The organism is Bradyrhizobium oligotrophicum, assembly GCF_051168495.1.
GTDB classification, from domain to species: Bacteria; Pseudomonadota; Alphaproteobacteria; order Rhizobiales; family Xanthobacteraceae; genus Bradyrhizobium; species Bradyrhizobium oligotrophicum_A.
The window spans coordinates 385,761-407,400 of record NZ_JBNPVB010000004.1 but is presented as its reverse complement, the minus strand read 5'-3'; the positions used below and the strand labels follow the sequence as shown (position 1 = coordinate 407,400).

16 protein-coding genes are annotated in these 21,640 nt (G+C 65.0%); 12 read left to right on the top strand and 4 right to left on the bottom strand.

Annotated features, from left to right (window positions below; all coding sequences use genetic code 11):
• Positions 1-79: 79 nt before the first annotated feature.
• Positions 80-1,084, bottom strand: a complete 1,005-nt coding sequence (locus ACQR1B_RS11240; protein WP_434830870.1) for a LysR substrate-binding domain-containing protein — start codon at positions 1,082-1,084, stop codon at positions 80-82.
• A gap of 405 nt (positions 1,085-1,489) precedes the next feature.
• Positions 1,490-2,470 carry a Ku protein gene (locus ACQR1B_RS11235; RefSeq protein WP_434830871.1) on the bottom strand — a complete coding sequence of 327 codons (981 nt, stop codon included), beginning with the start codon at positions 2,468-2,470 and terminating at the stop codon, positions 1,490-1,492.
• Positions 2,471-2,723: 253 nt separating this feature from the next.
• On the opposite strand from ACQR1B_RS11235, the gene ACQR1B_RS11230 reads away from it, so the two are divergent.
• From ACQR1B_RS11230 to ACQR1B_RS11180, 11 genes are all read left to right on the top strand, one after another.
• On the top strand, positions 2,724-2,876 hold the full coding sequence (locus ACQR1B_RS11230) for a hypothetical protein (RefSeq protein WP_434830872.1): 153 nt from the start codon (positions 2,724-2,726) through the stop codon (positions 2,874-2,876).
• Positions 2,877-3,157: 281 nt separating this feature from the next.
• Positions 3,158-3,832 (top strand): response regulator transcription factor, encoded by a 675-nt coding sequence (locus ACQR1B_RS11225; RefSeq protein WP_434831199.1) that lies wholly within the window; start codon positions 3,158-3,160, stop codon positions 3,830-3,832.
• 61 nt (positions 3,833-3,893) lie between these two features.
• Entirely contained in the window at positions 3,894-5,270 is a 1,377-nt protein-coding gene (locus tag ACQR1B_RS11220; protein WP_434830873.1) for an ATP-binding protein, read from the top strand.
• Positions 5,271-5,378: 108 nt separating this feature from the next.
• Positions 5,379-6,854 (top strand): hypothetical protein, encoded by a 1,476-nt coding sequence (locus ACQR1B_RS11215; RefSeq protein ID WP_434830874.1) that lies wholly within the window; start codon positions 5,379-5,381, stop codon positions 6,852-6,854.
• Between the two features lie 107 nt (positions 6,855-6,961).
• Positions 6,962-7,231 (top strand): hypothetical protein, encoded by a 270-nt coding sequence (locus ACQR1B_RS11210; protein ID WP_434830875.1) that lies wholly within the window; start codon positions 6,962-6,964, stop codon positions 7,229-7,231.
• A gap of 137 nt (positions 7,232-7,368) precedes the next feature.
• Positions 7,369-8,472, top strand: coding sequence for a c-type cytochrome biogenesis protein CcmI (gene ccmI / locus ACQR1B_RS11205; RefSeq protein ID WP_434830876.1), 1,104 nt, complete (start codon positions 7,369-7,371; stop codon positions 8,470-8,472).
• A 31-nt stretch (positions 8,473-8,503) separates the two neighbouring features.
• Positions 8,504-9,034 (top strand): cytochrome c maturation protein CcmE, encoded by a 531-nt coding sequence (ccmE, locus tag ACQR1B_RS11200; RefSeq protein ID WP_434830877.1) that lies wholly within the window; start codon positions 8,504-8,506, stop codon positions 9,032-9,034.
• Complete coding sequence (locus tag ACQR1B_RS11195) at positions 9,031-11,010, top strand: heme lyase CcmF/NrfE family subunit (RefSeq protein WP_434830878.1); 1,980 nt, start codon at positions 9,031-9,033, stop codon at positions 11,008-11,010. Before ccmE ends, ACQR1B_RS11195 begins: the two co-directional genes overlap by 4 nt.
• A 5-nt stretch (positions 11,011-11,015) precedes the next feature.
• A complete protein-coding gene (locus ACQR1B_RS11190; protein ID WP_434830879.1) occupies positions 11,016-11,504 on the top strand; it encodes a cytochrome c-type biogenesis protein in 489 nt (162 codons plus the stop codon).
• A gap of 125 nt (positions 11,505-11,629) precedes the next feature.
• Positions 11,630-12,973: a methyl-accepting chemotaxis protein gene (locus ACQR1B_RS11185; protein WP_434830880.1), complete on the top strand. Its 1,344-nt coding sequence runs from the start codon at positions 11,630-11,632 to the stop codon at positions 12,971-12,973.
• Between the two features lie 842 nt (positions 12,974-13,815).
• Positions 13,816-15,825, top strand: coding sequence for a HAMP domain-containing methyl-accepting chemotaxis protein (locus tag ACQR1B_RS11180; protein WP_434830881.1), 2,010 nt, complete (start codon positions 13,816-13,818; stop codon positions 15,823-15,825).
• Between the two features lie 516 nt (positions 15,826-16,341).
• On the opposite strand, the gene ACQR1B_RS11175 is transcribed toward ACQR1B_RS11180, so the two are convergent.
• Both ACQR1B_RS11175 and ACQR1B_RS11170 read right to left on the bottom strand, forming a co-directional pair.
• On the bottom strand, positions 16,342-17,199 hold the full coding sequence (locus ACQR1B_RS11175; RefSeq protein WP_434830882.1) for a DUF4435 domain-containing protein: 858 nt from the start codon (positions 17,197-17,199) through the stop codon (positions 16,342-16,344).
• A gap of 24 nt (positions 17,200-17,223) precedes the next feature.
• Positions 17,224-18,741 (bottom strand): AAA family ATPase, encoded by a 1,518-nt coding sequence (locus tag ACQR1B_RS11170; RefSeq protein ID WP_434830883.1) that lies wholly within the window; start codon positions 18,739-18,741, stop codon positions 17,224-17,226.
• A gap of 1,301 nt (positions 18,742-20,042) precedes the next feature.
• On the opposite strand from ACQR1B_RS11170, the gene ACQR1B_RS11165 reads away from it, so the two are divergent.
• Positions 20,043-21,629, top strand: coding sequence for a Do family serine endopeptidase (locus ACQR1B_RS11165; RefSeq protein ID WP_434830884.1), 1,587 nt, complete (start codon positions 20,043-20,045; stop codon positions 21,627-21,629).
• Positions 21,630-21,640: the final 11 nt, after the last annotated feature.

Sequence of the window (21,640 nt, the reverse complement as noted above, 5' to 3'; positions counted from 1 at the left end):
ATCGATCGCTGCGCGCACGACAGCTCACTCTCGCGCGGCGCTGGCGGCGCGCGATGATTGTCCGGCCTCGAATCGTATTTCAGCTGCGTTTCGGTTCGATGTGGATGATGGACGATCGATGCGACCTCGCCGCAATCAATCCGTTGCTGCCGTAATCCGCTTCGCGCGTGACCGGGTCCAGCGTTGCGCCGCTGCGCCATCGCTTGACGAAGTCGAGAAACACTTGCAGCGGCATCGGCGGTTGCCGGCGACTCGGATGATACAGGAACATCCCAGGCGTGGCGTAGCTCCAATCCGGCAGCAGCCGCACCAGCCGCCCTTCGGCGACATGAGATTCGATCATGGGTTCGACGAGGTAGGCGACGCCGACGCCGTCGAGCACGGCATTCAGCGCCAGATCGAAGTCATTGACGATCAGCGAGCCGTCCACGGCGATCTCGGTGCGATGGCCGCCATTGTCGAAGATCCACGGCTGCAGCGTATCGTCAGCGGGAATGCGATGACGGATGCAATTATGCGCCTGGAGATCCTCGGGAACGGTCGGCGCCGGGTTTGCGGCGAGATATCCGGGGGAGGCAACCGCCACGAAGTTGCACTCGTCGAAGACGCGAATGACTTTCATGTCGCGCTCGACCCGGTGTCCCGCCCGGATGCCGGCATCGAAGCGGTTGCGAACGATGTCGCTGTTGGTGTCGTCGACGGCCAGTTCGAGATGGATGTCCGGGTATTGGGCCAGGAAAGATCGGATCAGGGGGCTCAACCCTCTGATGGCAAACACCCGGGACACGGTCAATCGCAGCGTTCCCACCGGCTTGTCGCGGAACGCGTTGATGCTCTCGATGGCCTGATCGACGCGTTCGAGAATCGGCTGGATCTCCGCCAGCAGGCGCTCCCCAGCCTCCGTCATCGCCACGCTGCGCGTGGTCCGATTGAACAGTCGAACCTCCAACCGTTCCTCGAGACTCTTGATGGTCTGGCTGATGGTCGGCAAGGAGCAACCGATCTGAGCGGCAGCTCTGGTGAAACTCAGCGAGTCCGCAACGGCGGCGAATGCGGAAAGCTCTGACAATTGGACTCGTGCCATGACCTAGTCGTGCCAAGCTCGGCCCTGGTTCGCATCGTGCTGAAACATCCGTATGCCCCCTGGGACGACTCCGCCAATGTCATCCATCATCATCGACCCGCCTGCCTGGAGGCTGTGTCAGTTCATTACCCGCGCCGCACAGCTAGGCGGGACGTGCTCATTGCGCAAGCATCCAGGCCGTGTCGGGGCGATCACAAATCCGCGCCTGACGGCCGCCTGATGTTGCCTGACAAACTCAATCGATTTGCGCATGTAGTTTCCTGCGGCGAATCGAGTGCACCTGCTGTCTGTGCTGGTTCGCTGACGGATGCGCTCCGTCGGGACGGGCGGAACTGGCCGGGGGACGATTCGCCAGCGAAGTGGCGCTCTCATGCTGCGCGCGCTGGCTCTCGTCGGCCGGGCGCGTCAACCGGCCTTGCGTGAGCGCGCGCCGGTCCGGGCCGGCTTCTCGGCCTTCTTCGGCTCGTCCGTCTTCTTCGGCTCGTCCTTCGTCAGCGGCTCCTTGGCCTTCTTGCCGCTGATCGGCAGCAGCATCTCGCGCTGGCCTTCGACGCGCTTCTTGGGCTTCTTGGCCTTCGCCTTCGTGGCTGCGGCCGGCGCTGTGTCGGCCTCGCTGGCCAGGCTGCGCTTCAGGGCGTCCATCAGGTTGATGACGTTGCCGCTCGACTTCGGCGCCGCCTTGGCCGTGATCGTCACGCCGGCGCGCTTCTTGTCGATGAGCTCGATCAGCGCGGCCTCGTAATGGTCCTCGAAGTTCTCCGGCTGGAATTCGGCCGACTTCTTCTCGACGATGTGCTTGGCGAGATCCAGCATGTCCTTCGTGATCTTGACGTCCTGTATGTCGTCGAAATAATCCTGCTCGCCCCGCACCTCGTAGGGGTAGCGCAGCAGCGTCCCCATCAGGCCCTTGCCGAGCGGCTCCAGCGCGATGATGTGCTCGCGATTGGTCAGCACCACGCGGCCGATCGCGACCTTGTCCATGCTGCGAATGGTTTCCCGGATTACAGCGAAGGCGTCATGCCCCACCTTGCCGTCCGGCACGAGGTAGTAGGGGCGGATCAGGTAGCGGCTGTCGATGTCGGTGCGCGGCACGAACTCATCGATCTCGATCGTATGCGTCGAGTCCAGCGCGATGTCGTCGAGTTCGTCCTTGGTCACTTCGATGTAGGTGTCGGTGTCGACCTTGTAGCCCTTGACGATGTCGTCATTCGCCACCTCTTCACCGGTTTCAGCGTCGACCCTGCTGTATTTGATGCGGTGGCCGGTCTTGCGGTTGATCTGATTGAAGGAGACCTTCTCGGACTCCGACGTCGCCGGATAGAGCGCGACCGGACATGTCACGAGCGACAGCCGCAGAAAACCCTTCCAATTGGCGCGCGGGGCCATGACCTACTCCACCTAACTCTGAACTGACGGCTTGCTCCGAACCGGGCTGCGACGGCACGCGCTGTCGAGGCGTCCGGCGAGGATAACACCCGAGCCCCCGGATTCAACACGGCCTGGGGACTTATTTGTCGATCGGCGTTAACTGGTCGCGGCATGCGCCGCACCAGGAACATCATCTAGCGGCCGACGTTGCCAGGGGGAGCGCGATAGATCGCATTACCGTCGAACGTGAAACACAGGGAGATGAGCCGCCATGGCAAGCAGACGACCGCCGCAGATCGTCGAGACTCCCACCGAAGCACGACAGGGGGAGCTCGGACCGTCGGTGCTGGCCATGATGGCCATCTCGACCGGACTGGCCCTGCTGGTCCTGGGGCTGATCTGGTTCGCATTCTTCCATACCTGAGGGGAGGGCGCAGACCGCCAATCCTCCCTCGGTCCCGACGGTGAGGGGCGCGGTCCCTTCACCGGTCCGGGCCTCGGCCGATGTCCGGGCCGACCTGATCGAGTCTTTTCTTCCCAGCCTCCCAGAGCTTATATCCGCCCCAATTCTGTCGGCCTTGCCGACGGGCCCGATCGAGATGACCAAAAAGTAACCTGGTCGATCGGGTTCCGTTCATGCACGGTTCACGGCCTTCCGGTTCATCTTGAGGGCGGAAATCGTGCAGTTCAGCTTTGGAGGCAAGCGTGCGTCTGCTCGTTGTCGAGGACGATCCGGATCTCAACCGCCAGCTTACGACGGCCTTGAGTGATGCCGGCTACGTCGTGGACCGTGCGTTCGATGGGGAAGAAGGCCATTATCTGGGGGACAGTGAACCGTACGACGCCGTCGTGCTGGACATCGGCCTGCCCAAGATGGACGGCATTTCGGTTCTCGAATCCTGGCGGCGCAATGGCCGGGCAATGCCGGTGCTGATCCTGACCGCTCGCGACCGCTGGAGCGACAAGGTCCAGGGGTTCGATGCCGGCGCCGACGACTATGTGGCCAAGCCGTTCCATCTGGAGGAAGTGCTGGCGCGAATCCGCGCGCTGCTGCGCCGCTCGGCCGGGCACGCCCAGAGTGAATTGACTTGTGGCCCGGTCACGCTCGACACCCGTACCGGCAAGGTCAGCGTCTCCGGCAATCCGGTCAAGATGACCTCACATGAATACCGTCTGCTGTCCTATCTGATGCACCATTCCGGCCGCGTCGTGTCGCGCAGCGAACTGGTCGAGCATCTTTACGACCAGGACTTCGACCGCGACTCCAACACCATCGAGGTGTTCGTCGGCCGCATCCGCAAGAAGCTGGATTGCGACGTGATCCAGACGGTGCGCGGGCTGGGATATCTGCTCACGCCGCCGCCGGCTGCTGGGGCCTGATCGATCGCGGCGTCCGCCATTCGAGGTGGCCGGGCGCCGGTCGTTTCGCTAGTTTGCGGTCATGCGCCAGAGTTCGCTCGCCACCCGGTTGTTCCTGTCCGCGACCGCGTGGCTCGTGGTCATTCTCGCCCTCACCGGCATCGTACTGTCCTCGGTCTATCGCAACGCGACCGAGCGCGCCTTCGACCGCCGGCTCAATCTCTATCTGCGGACCTTGATTGCCGAGGTCGCGACCCCCGACGATCCCCCGGACCACCAATTCCAGTCGCTCGGCGAGCCCTTGTTCGATCTGCCGCTGTCAGGCTGGTACTGGCAGATCACCCGCACCGACACCGAGAAATCGGAGGTGCGGGCCTCGCGCTCTCTATGGGACAAGAAGCTGCCCAAGCTCGAAGAGCAGGGCGTCGAGTTGACCGCCGCCGGTATCCGGATCGGCTATGTCGAGGGGCCCGAGAACCAGGATCTGCGCATGGTCGAGCGCCCGGTCGATCTCGGCTCCGATGGCAAATTTCTGGTCAGCGTCGCCGGCGACGCATCCGAGATCTTTGATGAGACCCGCAGCTTCGACTATTATCTCGGCGGCACCTTCACCGCGCTCGGTATCGTGCTGCTGCTCACCACCATCTTCCAGGTGCGCTACGGCCTTGCGCCGTTGAAGCGGATCTCGGAATCGATCGCAGATATCCGCTCGGGCCGCGCGGAGCGGCTCGAGGGCGAGTTTCCGGTCGAGATCGCGCCGCTGGCCCGCGAGACCAACGCGCTGATCGATGCCAATCGCGAGATCGTCGAGCGGGCGCGCACCCATGTCGGCAATCTCGCCCACGCCATCAAGACGCCGCTGTCGGTGATCGTCAACGAGGCCACCACCCATGCGGCCGATCCGTTCGCGGCCAAGGTGATGGAACAGGCGGACGTGATGCGCGACCAGGTCGCCCATCATCTGGAGCGGGCGCGGATCGCGGCGCGGGTGACGATCGTCTCGACCGTCACCGAGGTCGCGCCGGCGATCGAGGCGCTGCGCCGCACCATGGAAAAGATTCATCGCGACCGCAGCATCGTCGTCGAGGCGACCGCCGATCCCGCCGCGAGGTTTCGCGGCGAGCGCCAGGACCTGGAGGAGATGGCCGGTAACCTGGTGGACAACGCCTGCAAATGGGCGGCGTCGCGGGTCTCCGTCGCGGTCACGGTGGAGCCGCCGGCCAAGCCAGGGGCATCGCCGATGCTGCGAATCGTCGTCGACGACGACGGGCGCGGCCTGTCGGCGGCCGAACGTGCCCAGGTGTCGCGCCGCGGCCAACGGCTGGACGAATCCAAGCCCGGATCGGGCCTCGGGCTGTCGATCGTCAACGACCTGGCGGCGCTGTATGGCGGCCATCTGAGCCTGAGCGACGCCCCGACCGGGGGGTTGCGGGCCGAACTCAGATTGCCCGGCGTCTAGCGGGCGGCAAATTCGCCATCCTAAAGGTGTTCTTAATACCGCGGCCGCTATGATCGGGGCCGGGGTGCGCGATGTGCGCTCTCGCCGTGGAAATTTGCACGCCGGCGCATGGGTCAGACAGCTCACGAGCGATTGAGGGAATATCTCGGGCAGCTGCCGCCGAACGCGCAGTCGCTGCTGATGCGCGAGTTCGAACGCGCCATCGAGCGCGGCCAGGACGTCGCCGTGGCGACCTTGGTGCTCGAGCAGCTGCGCAAGGTGGTGCGTCCCGCCGCGCCCGCGGCCGCTCCGGCTGCCGCGGCCGCCCGTCCTCAGCCGCCGGTCTCCGTCGAGGCCGCGCCTCCGCCTGCTCAGGCGCGCGAAGAGCGCCGCCAGAGCGGCGACGGTCCGCGCCGGCTGTTCCGACCGCTCGAGCCCTTCCTCACCGATTCCACCGGTCCGTTGCGTCCCGGTCAGATCCGCCGCGCCTCGCTGTTGTCCGTCTGGCAATGGCTCGGCCGCGAGGGGGCGCCCGAGCGCTATGCCGAATTCGAGGCTGGGATGTCGGCCCACAGCGACAGTTCGCGCGAGGTCGAGATGGCCGCGCGCAAGCTGCAGCTTGCGGCTGCCGAGGCGCTGATGAAGCTCGTCGGCCCCAACGCCACCGGCGACCGCCAGCGCGCCCTCGCCCGCATCGGCGCGCCCAGCGTGATCGAAGATCTCTTGCCGATCGCGCTCGTGCTGCAGAACCGCGAGGCGCTCGACGGCCTCAACGGCCGGCTGCCCGGCATCATCCGCGTGTTCGGCGACTCCCAGATTGCCTCCGTCACCGATGCCATCAACGTGCCGTCGCTGCAGACGCCGCTGATGCTGCCGTTCGCACTGTCGCTGGTGATGCAGCGGCTCGCCGCGCCCTGGCAGATCATCCGCCTCGCCACCAAGATCGCGGCCTCCGACGACGAGCTCCGGGTCGCCGCGACCCCGTTCGGCGTTGCCGTCACCATTGCGCTGAACGATCTCGCCAACCTCGCCGCAATCCTGCGCGCCGACATCCGGCGCGGGCATTTCGCCAATCTCGGCGATACGCTGAAATCGCTCCATGACGGCGCGCGCGGCCTGCGCACCGAGCTCGACCTGCGCTCCGAGTCCGCCTGGGGCAAGCAGCTCACCGCGATCCGCGCCGACATCTCCAACGCCCTGCAATCGGAGATCGACAGCGTGCCGGGCCGCGCCCGCCGCATCCTGCGCCAGCGCGCCGACAAGGACATTCCGGCCGGCGCCGGCGTCGATGCCAGCGAGGTCGAGGAAGTGGCGGCGCTGATCGAGTTCGTCGCGGTGTGCCGCAACTATGCCAGCGAGCTCGCGATCAACGAGGTGACGCTGCGGACCTATACCGACCTGCAGCAATATGTCGAGAAGGCGACCGAAGCGCTGGTGCAGTCGCTGCGCTCCGGCGATGCGCGGGCGCGTGCCTACCGGCAGTCGCAGGTCTCGGCGGCGATCCGCTTCTGCCATGTGCTGTTCGGCAACGACTACGCCCAATTGATGAGCCGGGCGGCCGAGAACGCGTCGAACGGCGAGCGAAAATCTTCGCGCGCCGGCTGATTTTTTGCTATATTCGCGCCGCTTTCATTTGTGCAATTTCAGGTTGACCCGGGCCCGGGGCCACGCATAGGTTCCCCGGTCAAATTCCAGACGTTTTCATCAAGACCATGATTTCCGTCATCAACTTCGTCGAGGTCGAGAATCGCGTCGTTAGCGCGACTTATCGCAACCTCATGATCAAGGCCAAGGTCGTGCTTGTCGACAAGACGAGCGGGACGCCGCTGTCTGATCCCGTCACCACCATTGCCTCGCCGGTTCCGGTCGGCTCGCTGCGGATCAGGCTCACCAATGAGGTCCGGCCGGGGACCTACTTCCTGGTCGCCCTCAACGGGCATGGCAGCTACCTCGCCAAGAGCGCTGATTTCGAGGTCCCCTAATTACGTATTCGTCCTGAGTTTTTTGGCGCGGACGGCTGGGGTACCAGGGCGGCAATTGTGAATTGCCGCCGGGAACGGTGCTGGTTAAAAGCGGCGCAACGAGCGCCCGCCGGTGGGCGCTGCTGGAACCCTGCCTGATGACGCTCTGGTTCGTGTTCGCCGTGATGACGGCTGCGGCGATTTTCGCCGTCCTGCTGCCGCTCGGATTGGGCGCGCGGACGTCGTCTGACGGCCGTGAGGCCGCGGTCTACAAGGACCAACTGGCCGAGATCGAGCGCGACGTCGAGACCGGGTTGATCGGTAAGATCGAGGCCGAGGCGGCGCGGGTCGAGATCGGCCGCCGCCTTCTTGCCGCTGCGGATCAGGAGGGCGAGGCCCCGGCGAAGCCGAGCGCGGGCCTGCGCCGCGCTGCCGCAGTGCTGGCGCTGATTGGCTTGCCGATCGTGGCGCTCGCCGTCTATCTGCCGCTCGGCTCGCCGCAATTGCCGGATTTTCCGCTGACCGCGCGCGCAACGCCGCCGGACGGCTCGCAGCCGCTGGAAAACCTGGTGTCGCAGGTCGAGCAGCATCTGCAGAAGAATCCGACCGACGGCCGTGGCTGGGCCGTACTCGCCCCGGTGCTGGCGCGACTCGGCCGCACCGAGGACGCGATCCGCGCCTATCGCAACGTCATCAGCTATGCTGGCGACGGCGCGGCGAAGCGCGCCGATCTCGGTGAATTGCTGGCGGCCACCGCCGGCGGCGTCGTCACCGCCGAGGCCAAGGTCGAGTTCGAGCGGGCGCACGCGCTCGACGCCGCCGAACCCAAATCCAATTACTATCTCGGCCTCGCCGCCGAGCAGGACGGCCGCAAGGATGATGCGGCCGCCATCTGGCGGGCGATGCTGAGCAGGGGCCCGGCGGATGCGCCGTGGCGGCCGCTGGTCACCGCTGCGCTGGCCCGCGTCGGCGGCGGCGAGGCGCCGGCGCTGCCGAGCGAGGCGATGGCCGCGGCCAGCGGCATGAGCGACGGCGACCGTGAGACGATGATCCGCGGCATGGTCGACCGGCTGGCGACGCGACTGAAGCAGGACGGCGGCGACGTCGAGGGCTGGCTGCGGCTGGTGCGTGCTTATGTCGTGATGGGCGATCTCGACAAGGCCAAATCAGCGTTATCGGATGCACGGCAGGCCGTTGCGGGCGATGCCGAGCGGTTGCGCCAGCTCAACGAGGGCGTGAAGACTTTCGGGCTGGATGGATGAGCGGCTCTTCCGCCGCCAACGGGATGTTGGGATGACACGCAAGCAGAGGCGTTTGACGATCATCGGCGGGGCGCTGGTCGTGCTCGCGGTCGCAGCCGGGCTGGTGCTCAACGCGCTGCGCGATTCCATCGTGTTCTTCTCGACCCCGACCATGGTCGCGGAGAAGCATATCGGCCCGGGCAAGCGCTTCCGGCTCGGCGGCCTGGTGCAGCCAGGCTCGCTGAAGCGCGGCGACGATCTCGCGGTCAGCTTCGAGGTTGCCGATGGCGGCGCCAAGCTGCCGGTTGCCTACAAGGGCATCCTGCCGGATCTGTTCCGCGAAGGGCAGGGCGTCGTCGCCGAGGGCGCGCTCGACGCTGACGGCGTGTTCAAGGCCGACACCGTGCTCGCCAAGCATGACGAGACCTACATGCCGAAGGAAGTCGCCGATTCCTTGAAGAAACAGGGCCATTGGAAGGACGATTACGGCAAGCCGCAAGGCGCCAAGCCAGCCGGCGCAGCCACACCGAGTCCGGTATCGATGCGCGAGGGCGAGAAGACGGCCGCAGGAGCCACGCAGTGATTGCAGAGAGCGGACATTATGCCCTGGTGCTGGCGCTCGCGCTGGCGCTGATCCAGTCCACCGTGCCGATCCTCGGCGCCCATCAGCGCGACGTCGCGCTGATGAATGTCGGACGCTCGGCCGCACTGGCGCAGCTCGTGTTCGCGGGCCTGTCCTTCGTCGCGCTGATCACCCTGCACGTGACCTCGGACTTCTCCGTTGCCAACGTGTTCGAGAACTCGCACTCGATGAAGCCGCTGCTCTACAAGATCACCGGCGTGTGGGGCAATCATGAAGGCTCGATGCTGCTGTGGGTGTCGATCCTGGCGCTGTTCGGCGCCATGGTCGCAGCCTTCGGCAACAACCTGCCGCTGTCGTTGCGCGCCCGCGTGCTCGCGGTGCAGGCCTGGGTGGCGAGCGCCTTCTATCTGTTCATCCTGACCACCTCGAATCCGTTCGCCCGCCTCGCCACGCCGCCGATCGAGGGCCGCGATCTCAATCCCGTCCTGCAGGACATCGGCCTCGCGGTGCATCCGCCGATGCTCTATCTCGGCTATGTCGGCTTCTCGATCTCGTTCTCGTTTGCCATTGCCGCGCTGATCGAGGGCCGCATCGATGCCGCCTGGGCGCGCTGGGTGCGGCCGTGGACCCTGATGGCCTGGATCTTCCTGACGCTCGGCATCGCGATGGGCTCGTACTGGGCGTATTACGAGCTCGGCTGGGGCGGCTGGTGGTTCTGGGACCCGGTCGAGAACGCCTCGCTGATGCCGTGGCTCGCCGGCACCGCGCTGCTGCACTCCGCCGTCGTGATGGAGAAGCGCAACGCGCTCAAGGTCTGGACCATCCTGCTGTCGATCCTGACCTTCTCGCTGTCGCTGCTCGGCACCTTCCTGGTGCGCTCCGGCGTCATCACCTCGGTGCATGCCTTCGCCAGCGATCCGACGCGCGGCGTCTTCATCCTCGGCATCCTCGTGCTGTTCATCGGCGGCAGCCTCACGCTGTTTGCCGGCCGCGCGACGGCGCTGAAGCAGGGCGGCCTGTTCGCGCCGATCTCGCGCGAGGGCGCGCTGGTGCTCAACAATCTGCTGCTCACCGTAAGCTGCGCCACCGTGCTGTTCGGCACGCTGTATCCGGTCATCATGGAAGCGCTCGACTTCAAGCTGTCGGTCGGCGCGCCGTTCTACAACCTCACCTTCGGCCCGCTGTTCGCGCTGCTGCTGCTGATGGTGCCGTTCGGCCCGATGCTGGCCTGGAAGCGCGGCGACCTCGTCGCGGCGATGCAACGGCTGCTCGCGGCCGGCGTCGCCGCGCTGGTGGCGATCGCGATCGCCTGGGCCTGGGCGCGCGGCGGCAGCGCGCTGGCGCCGCTCGGCATCGGCCTCGGCGTGTTCGTCATCACAGGCGCGCTCGTCGATCTGGTCGAGCGCACCGGCATCGCCCGTGTGCCGTTCAAGACGGCGTTGCACCGGACCCGCGGCCTGCCGCGCTCGGTGTGGGGCACCGCGTTCGCGCATGCCGGCCTCGGCATAGCCCTGCTCGGCATCGTCTGCGAGACCACCTGGAACAGCGAGCTGATCTCTACGCTCCGTCCGGGCGACGTCCGCAATCTCGCCGGCTACCAGATCAAGTTCGAGGGCATGACCCAGCGCCAGGGCCCGAACTTCGCCGAGATCGTCAGCACCTTCGTGATCAGCGAGGACGGCCGCCAGCTCAGCGTCCTGACGCCGTCGAAGCGCAGCTTCGCCACCCGCGGCATGTCGACCACCGAAGCCGCGCTGATGACGCGCGGCGTCAGCCAGCTCTACGTCTCGCTCGGCGACACCACAGCCGACGGTGGGCTCGCCGTGCGCATCTATCACAAGCCGCTGGTGCTCTTGATCTGGTTCGGTCCGGTGCTGATGGCGTTCGGCGGCCTGCTGTCGCTGTCGGATCGCCGGCTGCGCGTCGGTGCCCCGCGGCCGGCCCGTGCCGCGCGCGCGCTGCAGCCGGCGGAGTAGGGCAAATGCGACGTCGTCTCAGCTCCATCGCGCTTGCGCTGCTGCTCATGAGCGCACCGGCGGCGCATGCCGTGCAGCCCGACGAGATCATGTCGGACCCGGCGAAGGAGTCCCGCGCGCGCGAATTGTCGCGCGAGCTGCGCTGCATGGTCTGCCAGAACCAGTCGATCGACGATTCCGATGCGCCGCTCGCCCGTGACCTGCGCCTCCTGGTGCGCGAACGGCTCGCCGCAGGTGACAGTGACAATCAGGTGCTGGATTTCCTGGTCGCCCGCTATGGCCAGTTCGTGCTGCTGAAGCCGCGCTTCGAGCGCCAGACCCTGCTGCTGTGGCTGCTGCCGCCGGTGCTGCTGCTCGGCGGCGGGTTTGCGCTGTGGCTGCAGGTGCGCCGCCGCGGTCGGCGCGACGCGGAGGCGATGCCGAAGCTGACGGCGGAGGAGGAGGCGCGGCTGACCGCGCTGCTCGCCGCGGACAAGCCGCCGCCGGCCGCCTGATCCGCAATCCTACGGAGGACCCCGTGATCATCCCGTGATCGGCGTGGCCTCCAGCTTTCATCTTATTTTACCATTGTCTGGAAACGTGCGCAGGACATTTCATCCGACGTGACCGGGCAAAGCCGATGTTCTCCAACAGCAACCTGACGATCCGCTTCCTCGTGGGAGGCGTCGTGGCCTCGCTTCTGATGCTGTTGGCGATCGGCGGCGGCACCGGCTTCATCGCGGTGCTCTATCTCAACAACCAGATCACCAGCCTGTCGGCCGATTTCGCGAGCCTCAGCGGTCCGGCGCGCGATCATGCGATGCTGATGTATCAGCAGGCGCAGTCGGCGTTCTCCTACTTCCTGATGGCCTGCGTCGCCATCGCGGTGTTCGCCAGCGCCGTCTGCCTGATGACTTATTCCGCCGCACAGAACGGCATCCTGCGGCCGCTCGCCGCGATGGTCCAGGCCATGCGCGACGTCGCCGACCAGAAATACGACATCCGCATTCCGGGCTCGGGGCTCAGCAACGAGATCGGCCAGCTCGCCGGCGCGCTCGAGGTGTTCAAGATCAACGGCATCGAGCGCCAGCGCCTCTCCGAGCGCGAGCTGCAGGAGGCCCAGCGCCAGGGCGAGCGCTCGCGCTATCTCGACGGCCGCATCCACAGCTTCAACGAACTCGTCGCCAACGTCGTCGGCAGCGTGGCCTCCTCGGCCGTGCGGCTGAAGAGCAATGCCGAGACCTTGTCGCGCGCCGCCAACGACACCTCCACCAAGGCCAATGCGGTCGAGGCCGCGGCCAACCACGCCAATCGCAGCGTCCAGACCGTGGCGGGCTCGACCGAGGAGATGACCAGCTCGATCGGCACCATCAGCCGCCGCGTCTCCGACGCCACCCAGCGCGCCGAGGGCGCGGCCTCGCAGGCCGAAAAGAGCAAGAACACCATCCACGCGCTGTCGGACGCCGCCGAGAAGATCGGCACCGTGGTGCAGCTGGTGCAGGCGATCGCCGCGCAGACCAACCTGCTGGCGCTCAACGCCACCATCGAGGCGGCGCGCGCCGGCGAGGCCGGCAAGGGCTTTTCGGTCGTGGCGTCGGAGGTGAAGAATCTCGCCGACCAGACCAGCAAGGCGACCGACGAGATTTCGTCCCACGTCGCCAGCATCCAGGGCATCACCGCCGAGACCCGCGGCGCCATCGACGGCATCTCCACCACCCTCAGCGAGATCAGCGCCATCATGTCCGGCATCGAGGTCGACACCTCGAAGCAGCGCAACTCGACCCAGGACATTTCCAAGAGCGTCCAGGAAGCCGCGCGCGGCACCGCCGACGTCTCCAACCACATCGCCCAGATCACCTCCACCTCGGCCGAGACCGGCCGCCTCGCCACCGACGCCCGCGACGCCGCCGGCGACCTGTCGCAGCAGGCCGAGACCCTGAAGCGCGAGGTCGATGCGTTCATCGTCAGCGTGAAGGCGAGCTGAGGGAGATGAGTAGGGCGGGTTAGCGCAGCGTAACCCGCCATCTCGAGCCGCAACCGCCGCGCGGCGGCTTACGCCTGCGGCTAAGCCGCCCTACGGTCTGATCACTCCGCTCATCCGAGCTACACCCTCCATCCCCCAAGCCGTCACCGAGCCCTCCACTGTCGTCCCTGCAAACGCAGGGCCGTCACCCAGCCCTCCGCTGTCGTCCCTGCGAACGCAGGGACCCGTAACCCCGGGGAGATGTTGTCGCGTGGGATGTTGGAGCAGTGTTGTCTCACAACACCCGCCGCGGAGTATGGGTCCCTGCTTTCGCAGGGACGACAGCGGTGTGCGTGGTGGCCGCTCGCGTCACACCGGCGTCCAGCGAGCTGAGAGAGTAGGGCGGATTAGCGCAGCGTAATCCGCCATCTTCGGCCGCGACTGCCGCGCGGCGGCTTACGCCTGCGGCTAAGCCGCCCTACGGACTCTCCGCCCATCAAGCCGTCACCCAGCCCTCCGCTGTCGTCCCTGCGAACGCAGGGACCCATAACCCCAGGGAGATGTTGTCGCGCGGGATGTTGGACCAGTCCTGTCTCACAACACCCGCCGCGGAGTATGGGTCCCTGCGTTCGCAGGGACGACAGCGGTGTGCGTGGCGGCCGCTCGCGTCGCACGGACGGTCGATGTTCGTCGTTCGAACAATCAGGAGTAGGTAGTCTCTAACCATCTGTTAGCAAATGTAGCTCATCGTGCACACAATTAGCTGATTTCGCCGCTCAGGCGATCGATTCCGGAGTGCAGGCCGCCTGGCAATCTCCTTTCGCCCGGCGACCCGCATCTAAAATGACATTGGGGGAGTGGGAATGGCGGGCTTCCGTTTGAAGATCCGAGGGCGTCTCTATGCCGGCTTTGCGGCGCTGGTGGTTGTCAGCGTCATCATGGCCGCCGTTGCGGTGTGGAATCTGTGGGCCGTGCGCGACCAGGTCGCGAGCATGTCGGCGCTGTCCGACGGCACCGCGCGCATCCTGCAGATCTCCAATCATCTGCAGGCGATCCAGCGCGCCAATCTGCGCTACATTCACGATGCCAACGAGCCGGCGCTCAAGGAGGCCGCGGAGCGCGAGGCGGCCGCGACCGGGCTGCTGCAGGCGGCGGCGAAGGACCCGCTCTCCGCGCAGCGGCGCAAGCTCTATGGCGAGCTCGTCAGCGACATCGCCCAGATGAAGACGCTGCGCGATCAGCTGCAGGACGCCGTCAGGCAGATCAAGACCGGCCGGGCGGCGCTGCTGCCGGGCGGCGAGGACCTTGCCGCCAAGACCGCAAAACTCTCGATCGCCGCGCGCGGCTCGAAGGAGCCGGAGGTCATGACCGCGGTCGCGGACATCGACGCGCGCCTCCAGCTCGTGCGCATCGCGACCTGGCGTTTCCTGGCGCTGCGCGACACCAAGTCGGCCTCGGCGTTCCGCGCCGGTGTCGACAATGTCGAGCAGCGGCTGGCCGCGCTGGAGAGCGCTGCGCCGCCGGCCGGCGTGCAGTCGGCGATCGCGCCGGTGAAGGCCTCGCTGGAGCTCAACAAGACCGCGTTCGAGGCCACCGCCGCCGCGACGCTGAAGTCCGAGGACGTCTACACCAATGCCATCGAGCCGCTGATCGCCCGGAGCGTCGACACGCTCAAGGCCGCGGAAGCCAGCGTCAATGCCGAGTCTCACGCCTCGCGCGCGACCGCCGAGACCGCCATCGCGCACACCACGTCGGTGCAGATGCAGGTCGGCGCCGCCGCCGTCCTGTTCGGCTGCCTGGTCGCGTTCCTGATCGCGCGCGGCATCGTCGGTCCGCTGGCGTCGATGACGCGGGCGATGGCGCGGCTTGCGAGCGGCGACGTCGCGGTCGAGATTCCCGGCCGCGGCCGTCACGACGAGATCGGCGCGATGGCGACCGCGATCCAGGTGTTCAAGGACAACATGGCCGAGACCGGGCGGCTGCGCGCCGAGCAGCTCGACGTCGAAGCGCGGCAGTCGGAGCAGCGCAAGGCCGACATGTCCAGGCTCGCCCGCCAGTTCGAGCAGGCCGTGGGCGAGATCGTCGATGCGGTGTCGCACGCGTCGCGCGAGCTCGAAGCCTCCGCCGGCACCTTGACCAGCACGGCCGCACGCGGCCAGGACCTCTCGACCGAAGTCGCCGCTGCCTCGCAGGAGGCCTCCGCCAACGTGCAGACGGTGGCCTCCGCGGCCGAGCAGCTGTCGTCCTCGGTCACCGAAATCTCCCGCCAGGTGCAGGAATCCTCGCGCATCGCCGGCGAGGCGGTGGCGCAGGCCAACCGCACCAACGACCGCGTCGGCACCTTGTCGAAGGCGGCCGCGCGCATCGGCGACGTTCTCGAACTGATCAGCACGATCGCCGGCCAGACCAACCTGCTGGCGCTGAACGCCACCATCGAGGCGGCGCGCGCCGGCGAATCCGGCCGCGGCTTCGCCGTCGTCGCCTCCGAGGTCAAGGCGCTCGCCGAGCAGACCGCGAAGGCCACCGGCGAGATCGCCCAGCAGATCTCCGGCATCCAGGCCGCCACCCAGGAATCGGTGGTGTCGATCAAGGAAATCGGCAGCACCATCGGCCGCCTCTCCGAGATCGCAGCCGCCGTCTCCGCCGCCGTGGAAGAGCAGGGCGCCGCCACCCAGGAAATCTCCCGCAACGTCCAGCACGCCGCCAACGGGACCCAGCGCGTGTCGCGCAACATCGACGATGTGCAGCGGGGCGCGTCGGAGACGGGGTCGGCGTCGAGCCAGGTGCTGACGGCGGCCCGCTCGCTGTCGGCCGACAGCAGCCGCCTGAAGCACGAGGTGAGCCGGTTCCTGGGCTCGCTGCAGGCGGCGTGAGCGGGCTCTCGCGTTTGAAGATAGCAGTGGGACGCTCGTCCATCTCCACATCGTCATGGCCGGGCTTGTCCCGGCCATCCACGTCGTCCGGCATACGGAGACCGACGTGGATGCCCGGGCCTTGACCGCGCCGAAGCGGCTTCGGCCGCGCAGGCGGGACAAGCCCGGCCATGACGGAGTAACTAACTGCCAGGCGTCTTCGTTGAGACAGTCCCGTAGCTTCATATGCGATAGCCGAGCGGCCGCGCGAGCGATGTGTTGCATGCACCCGGACGAGTAGGGCGGATAAGCGCAGCGTAATCCGCCATCCCCAGCCAAGAAAGAGCGGCGGCTTACGCCTGCGGCTCAGCCGCCCGACGCGCTACCGGGATCGCGCCGCCGGAGCGAGGCGGGTGGCCAGGGCCGCGAGCAGCGTGCGCAGGCCTTCCAGCGAGGCCTGCATCGACGGCGCGCCGGTCTGCGCGTTGACGATCGCGCCGTCGAGCGCGAGCGCTCACCCAAGTTGCGCCCGTTTACTCAAATGCCTGCTTCACGCCGCAGTCGTCGTGCATAGAATGGTTCTTGCGATGGCTCATATTGTGCAGCCAGCTGAACCTTCAGTTGTTCGACTCGAATTGGCAATTCGAAGAGATTCCTCAGCCTGTGATACAGCAACGGGAGGATGTAGTCCTTACCTGAGACGTACTTCAAGTCGCGTATGTCGCCTGACAATACCTCCTCCACACGTGAACGAACTTCGCGTATGTCGGTGCTGCTACTGGTAGCGCGACAGTTTCGCAACATCGCGCGAATTCGTCGAAATACTTTAGTTGTTTCGAGTTTGGGTTCTTTTGCCTCGCTAATGCACATCGAATAAACCGTAGCCCCGACGGTCTGGATTGTGGGATCTATTTCGTTGCATATCGCATAGCTGATGAACAGAGGGCGCAGGTTATTTGCAAGGGTGGTCAGCCAAGCCCGTAAGTCCAGCAGAGCGTGCACTTTTGGTGGCTGGCTAAGTGGTGAGATTTGAAGGCACACTGCCTCGATAGCCGTTTCACTAAGAATCAGGTTCTCGATGCAGTAGGCTCGCAATCTGTATAAATGTCTAAGGCGTGGCTTCGGACGCCGTAAGATAAGGTCGAAGTCGCCATCTATAACATAGAGTCTTTTTCGTTTAGGTTCGATCTGGTCTAGACGGCAGGCTGCAATGACTTGTTCTTTGCTTCCGAGAGGAGTTACGCTGGTTAGGCGTGCCTCCGGCCCTAAGATGCGGCGGCAGATTAATAGGTGCGTGTTAGGGGAGGCAGTGTCTTCGACGTAAATTTCTATGTCGTTGTAAAATTGCTTTAGATAGCCGATCGCTCTCGCGCTTTTTGGCGAGTATCTTATCATTGACTGTTTCCTCCCTTCCCGTGCTTATCGACTTAAGTCGAAGCAATTCTCTGTCTTCTCAAGAATGATCGATGGCGAGTGAGTAGCCATTATATATTGGACGTCTGGGTTTGCTGAGATCACGCTGCTAACGAATAGCTCTTGCCATTGAATGTGCAGCGATAGTTCGGGTTCGTCGACTATGAATACGTTTCCCTCTTGAGCCAAAGGGTTAAAGAACAAGTGGGTCATAATGACAAATAGCTGTGCCTCACCCGAGGACAATGCTAGTACTGACTTGGGCGTTTCGCTTGGTGGCATTGTGAACTGCAGATATCCGTCAGTTCCAAACGAAACCGTTTTTTTGCTGTCCCTGAAGAAGCCGTTTAGGATTTCTATGTATCGGTTGATTTTTTCAGTTAGCTGCTCCTTCTTTGCTGTGTAGTCTTTGAGTCGTTCAACCATTTTGACGAGCTTATTAAGTTGGGGCCTGGTGGATGACCATCCAACTACTGCTTTAAGTTGCTCGCTGTTTGCCGATCCGTCATCGAATAGCCGCTGAAGCTTCGTTCCCGGTGGCAGCGCTGAAGAAAATTTCTCCAAGGCATTTAGGGATGGAACAAGTCTGCGATCTATCTCGGATTGCGGTATCTGAAGGATCGATGGCAGGTCATTTATGCTTTTCTTGAAGGCGGCTAGGGTTGCGAGTTCGTCGCGGGTAGGAAGGGCGAAGTGAAGTGGTAGCTCTGCTGAGGTGTCAAATACCAATAGGTCCAGTACTAGCTGGCGACGCAATTCATCACCGATTCTGGAAACTGCGATGACGTTTTCGCGGTATGATGTTTCCGCGAGTTCTGCAGCAAGGTTGAGGCTTTGCGAAAGAAAGAACGAGAAGATGTTTCGACCGCGTCGGGGAATTCTATGCCTGGCGGAGGTGGTGCTGCGGTATTCTTGCAGGGCTCTTGCTCTGCGGTCGAGGTCCAAAAACATAGGTGTGGGAAGACTGTTGATTAGTTGCATCAGTTGATGGTTAGCGACCGCGCCTGTTAGATCTCGATAGTACTCTAATTCCTTTTCGGTGGATCGATAGGGGGGCTCGTCTGGGTCAGCGATGAAGGGGCGAAGCGATAGTGTCTCGTGCACTCCAGGGCTGGATAGTTTTGTCGATCCGTCCTGCTGTCGAACCGCTCGTATCAGTATCTCTTTTCCGTCGTGAAAAACCTCGACCTCGATAGATGCAAATTCGAGGTTGGCGAGTACAGAAAAGGAAGGAGAGATCAGCGCGATGATGGATTGGACTACACTAGTTTTTCCACTGCCGTTAATCCCCGTAAGGAAGGTGAGGTCACTTCGGAAGTGTATATTGAAATTTAGGTATCCATGTATCTTTGATGCTTTGAAACGTTTGACTTGCATTCCGGCTGCCCCCCCAAAGATGAGCGGAGTTTTGTGCTTCTCCCTTATCTTAACGGCGATTCCTGTGCGTCTAATAGCCAATTCGAAAGCGGTGCGCCATTTTGTTGAATAGTCGGGGGCGGGCGGCGGAGTAAAATGGTTGCTCAACCTAAGCTACCCGTCGCCCAAATCACCACCACCTTCCGAAAACCCGTCAAGACATTCCGAAAATCAAAAATTCTCTTGCCTTCCACCCCAAATCACCTCTATCTTCCGCCCCGTTCCGTTCCGCCGAGGGGGCGTATCGCGATCGTCACGGACGTCGGGATGGAATGCGATGGATGCGGGCTGCCGCAGCGGGGTTTTGCCTCGCCGACGAAACGGCGGACCGTGGACGTGAAATCGTGTGGTCCTGGCCTCCCGGTGCTGAGGCCAAGCCGGTGGTGATGATCCGCTGGCGACGGGGTCAAGAGGCCGGTCCCCGGGGAGAGCACGTATAATCGTAACACCATCGCGCAGGGAGGGCCGGGATGTCCCAGCCGAACCTGTGGTTCCTACCCCGTGCTTTTCATTCGCACGGGGGCCATGGGGGCGGCGAGCTCCCGGTCTTCCCTGCGCCCTCGCTCCGATGAGGGCGAAACGTCGGGCATCGCTCGGGCGCGGACTGCGCCGCGAGGATGATCGTGCTCATCTCCATCAGCTGTTTGAGAGTGTGGATCAGGATATCTCTGCGGGCGTCATTGCGAGCGGAGCGAAGCAAGCCAGACTGCCTCCGCGGAAAGAGTCTGGATTGCTTCCGCCCGCGCCCGATGGGCTTCGGCGGACACGTCGCTGCGCTCGCAATGACGGAGATGCTCGCGATGACAGGGGTTGGGGCGCGCGACTTGCGCCGCACTCCGCTGTCATCGTCCGCGAAGGCGGACGATCCAGTCCTCCGCGGCGGCCGTCGTTGATCGAGAGGCCGCGGCGTACTGGATTCCCGCCGTCGCGGGAATGACGGGTGTGGGTGGGGTGGGAGTTTGCGCCGCATGGACAGGGGCGGGTGGCTTCCCGTGGCAGGCCTGTTTCCGACATCGCGGGCTGAATTCGGGCACGGGGCGGGAGGGCGGATCGAGCGCGGCGTCATCCGCTGCGGCGGTGGTCGGGGCACCGATGCGGCGGGTTACGCCTTCGGCTAACCCGCCCGAGAGGATCGCGGGATGCGCTACGACTTTGGTCGGACGGGCCACACTCATGGTCGCCGTCGGGCGGGCGGCTGCTGCCGCAAGTCACTGACCCACAGACAGTTTTCGTCCGCGGTTAGCCGATTGCGCCATTCTGCCGCAGTCTTCGCCACGGTCCATTACAGAAGTTTAACGCCGCAGCCAGCACGCCGTAAGGCGGCAGGTCCCATGTTCACCAGCGAACGGGGCGCACAGCCCGGGACCCAGAATTTAGCCCTAGACCGAAATCGCTTGCGGAGAAACCGTATGACCGACCGTCCGATCGACCTGTCCTCGCTTCCGTCCTATCGCCAGCCGCGGCGTGGCCTGTTCTCGGCGCGCAAGTTCGCGCTGATGGCCTCCGTCGTCGCGGGCCTCGGCCTTGCGACCTATGGCTTCGCGCCGTCGGGCACGCCGCTGGATCTGTTCTCGACCTCGGCGCATGCGCAGGTGGCGAACGACGTCAGCAAGGTGGCGCGGCCGATCGGCTTTGCCGACATCGTCGAGCGCGTGAAGCCGTCGGTGATCTCGGTCAAGGTCAACATCCAGGAGAAGGTCGCCAAGGACGACAGCGCCGATGAGGATTCGCCGTTCCAGCCGGGCTCGCCGATGGAGCGCTTCTTCCGCCGCTTCGGCGGTGAGAACGGCATTCCCGGCATGCCGGGCGGGCGCGGCCGCGGCGGCCGGGCCGTCACCGGACAGGGCTCGGGCTTCTTCATCTCCGCCGACGGCTATGCCGTGACCAACAATCACGTGGTCGACGGCGCCAACAAGGTCGAGGTCACCACCGACGACGGCAAGACCTACAGCGCCAAGGTGATCGGCACCGACCAGCGCACCGATCTGGCGCTGATCAAGGTCGAGGGCGGCTCGAACTTCCCGTTCGCCAAGCTCGCCGACGGCAAGCCGCGCATCGGCGACTGGGTGCTGGCGGTCGGCAATCCGTTCGGCCTCGGCGGCACGGTGACGGCCGGCATCGTCTCGGCCGTGGGCCGCGACATCGGCAACGGCCCGTATGACGATTTCATCCAGATCGACGCGCCCGTGAACAAGGGCAATTCCGGCGGTCCGGCGTTCGATGTCGACGGCAACGTGGTCGGCGTCAACACCGCGATCTATTCGCCCTCCGGCGGCAGCGTCGGCATCGCGTTCTCGATTCCCGCCTCCACCGTCAAGAGCGTGATCGCCCAGCTCAAGGACTCTGGCTCGGTCAGCCGCGGCTGGATCGGCGTGCAGATCCAGCCGGTGACGCAGGACATCGCCGACAGCCTCGGCATGAAGAAGGCCGAAGGCGCTTTGGTCGCCGAGCCGCAGGCCAACGGCCCGGCGGCGAAGGCGGGCATCCAGTCCGGCGACGTCATCACCTCGGTCAATGGCGAGCCGGTGAAGGATGCGCGTGAACTCGCCCGCACCATCGGCGGCATCGCGCCGGGCGCGTCGGTCAAGCTCAACGTGCTGCAGAAGGGCCAGGAGAGGACCATCGACCTCACGCTCGGCAAGCTGCCGAACACGATCGAGGCCAAGGCCGATACCGGCGGCAATGATGGCGGCAGCCCGACCCGCGGCGCCGACGTGCCGCGGCTCGGCATGACGGTCGCGCCGGCTTCGAGCGTCGCCGGCGCCGGCAAGGACGGCGTGGTTGTGACCGAGGTCGATCCGAAGAGCGCCGCGGCCGATCGCGGCTTCAAGGAAGGCGACGTCATCCTCGAAGTCGCCGGCAAGTCCGTGACCTCGGCCGGCGACGTGCGCGAAGCCATCAATGCCGCGAAGGCCGACAACAAGAACAGCGTGCTGATGCGTGTGAAGAGCGGCGGACAGTCGCGCTTCGTCGCGGTGCCGCTGGCCAAGGGCTGACGCCTTCACGA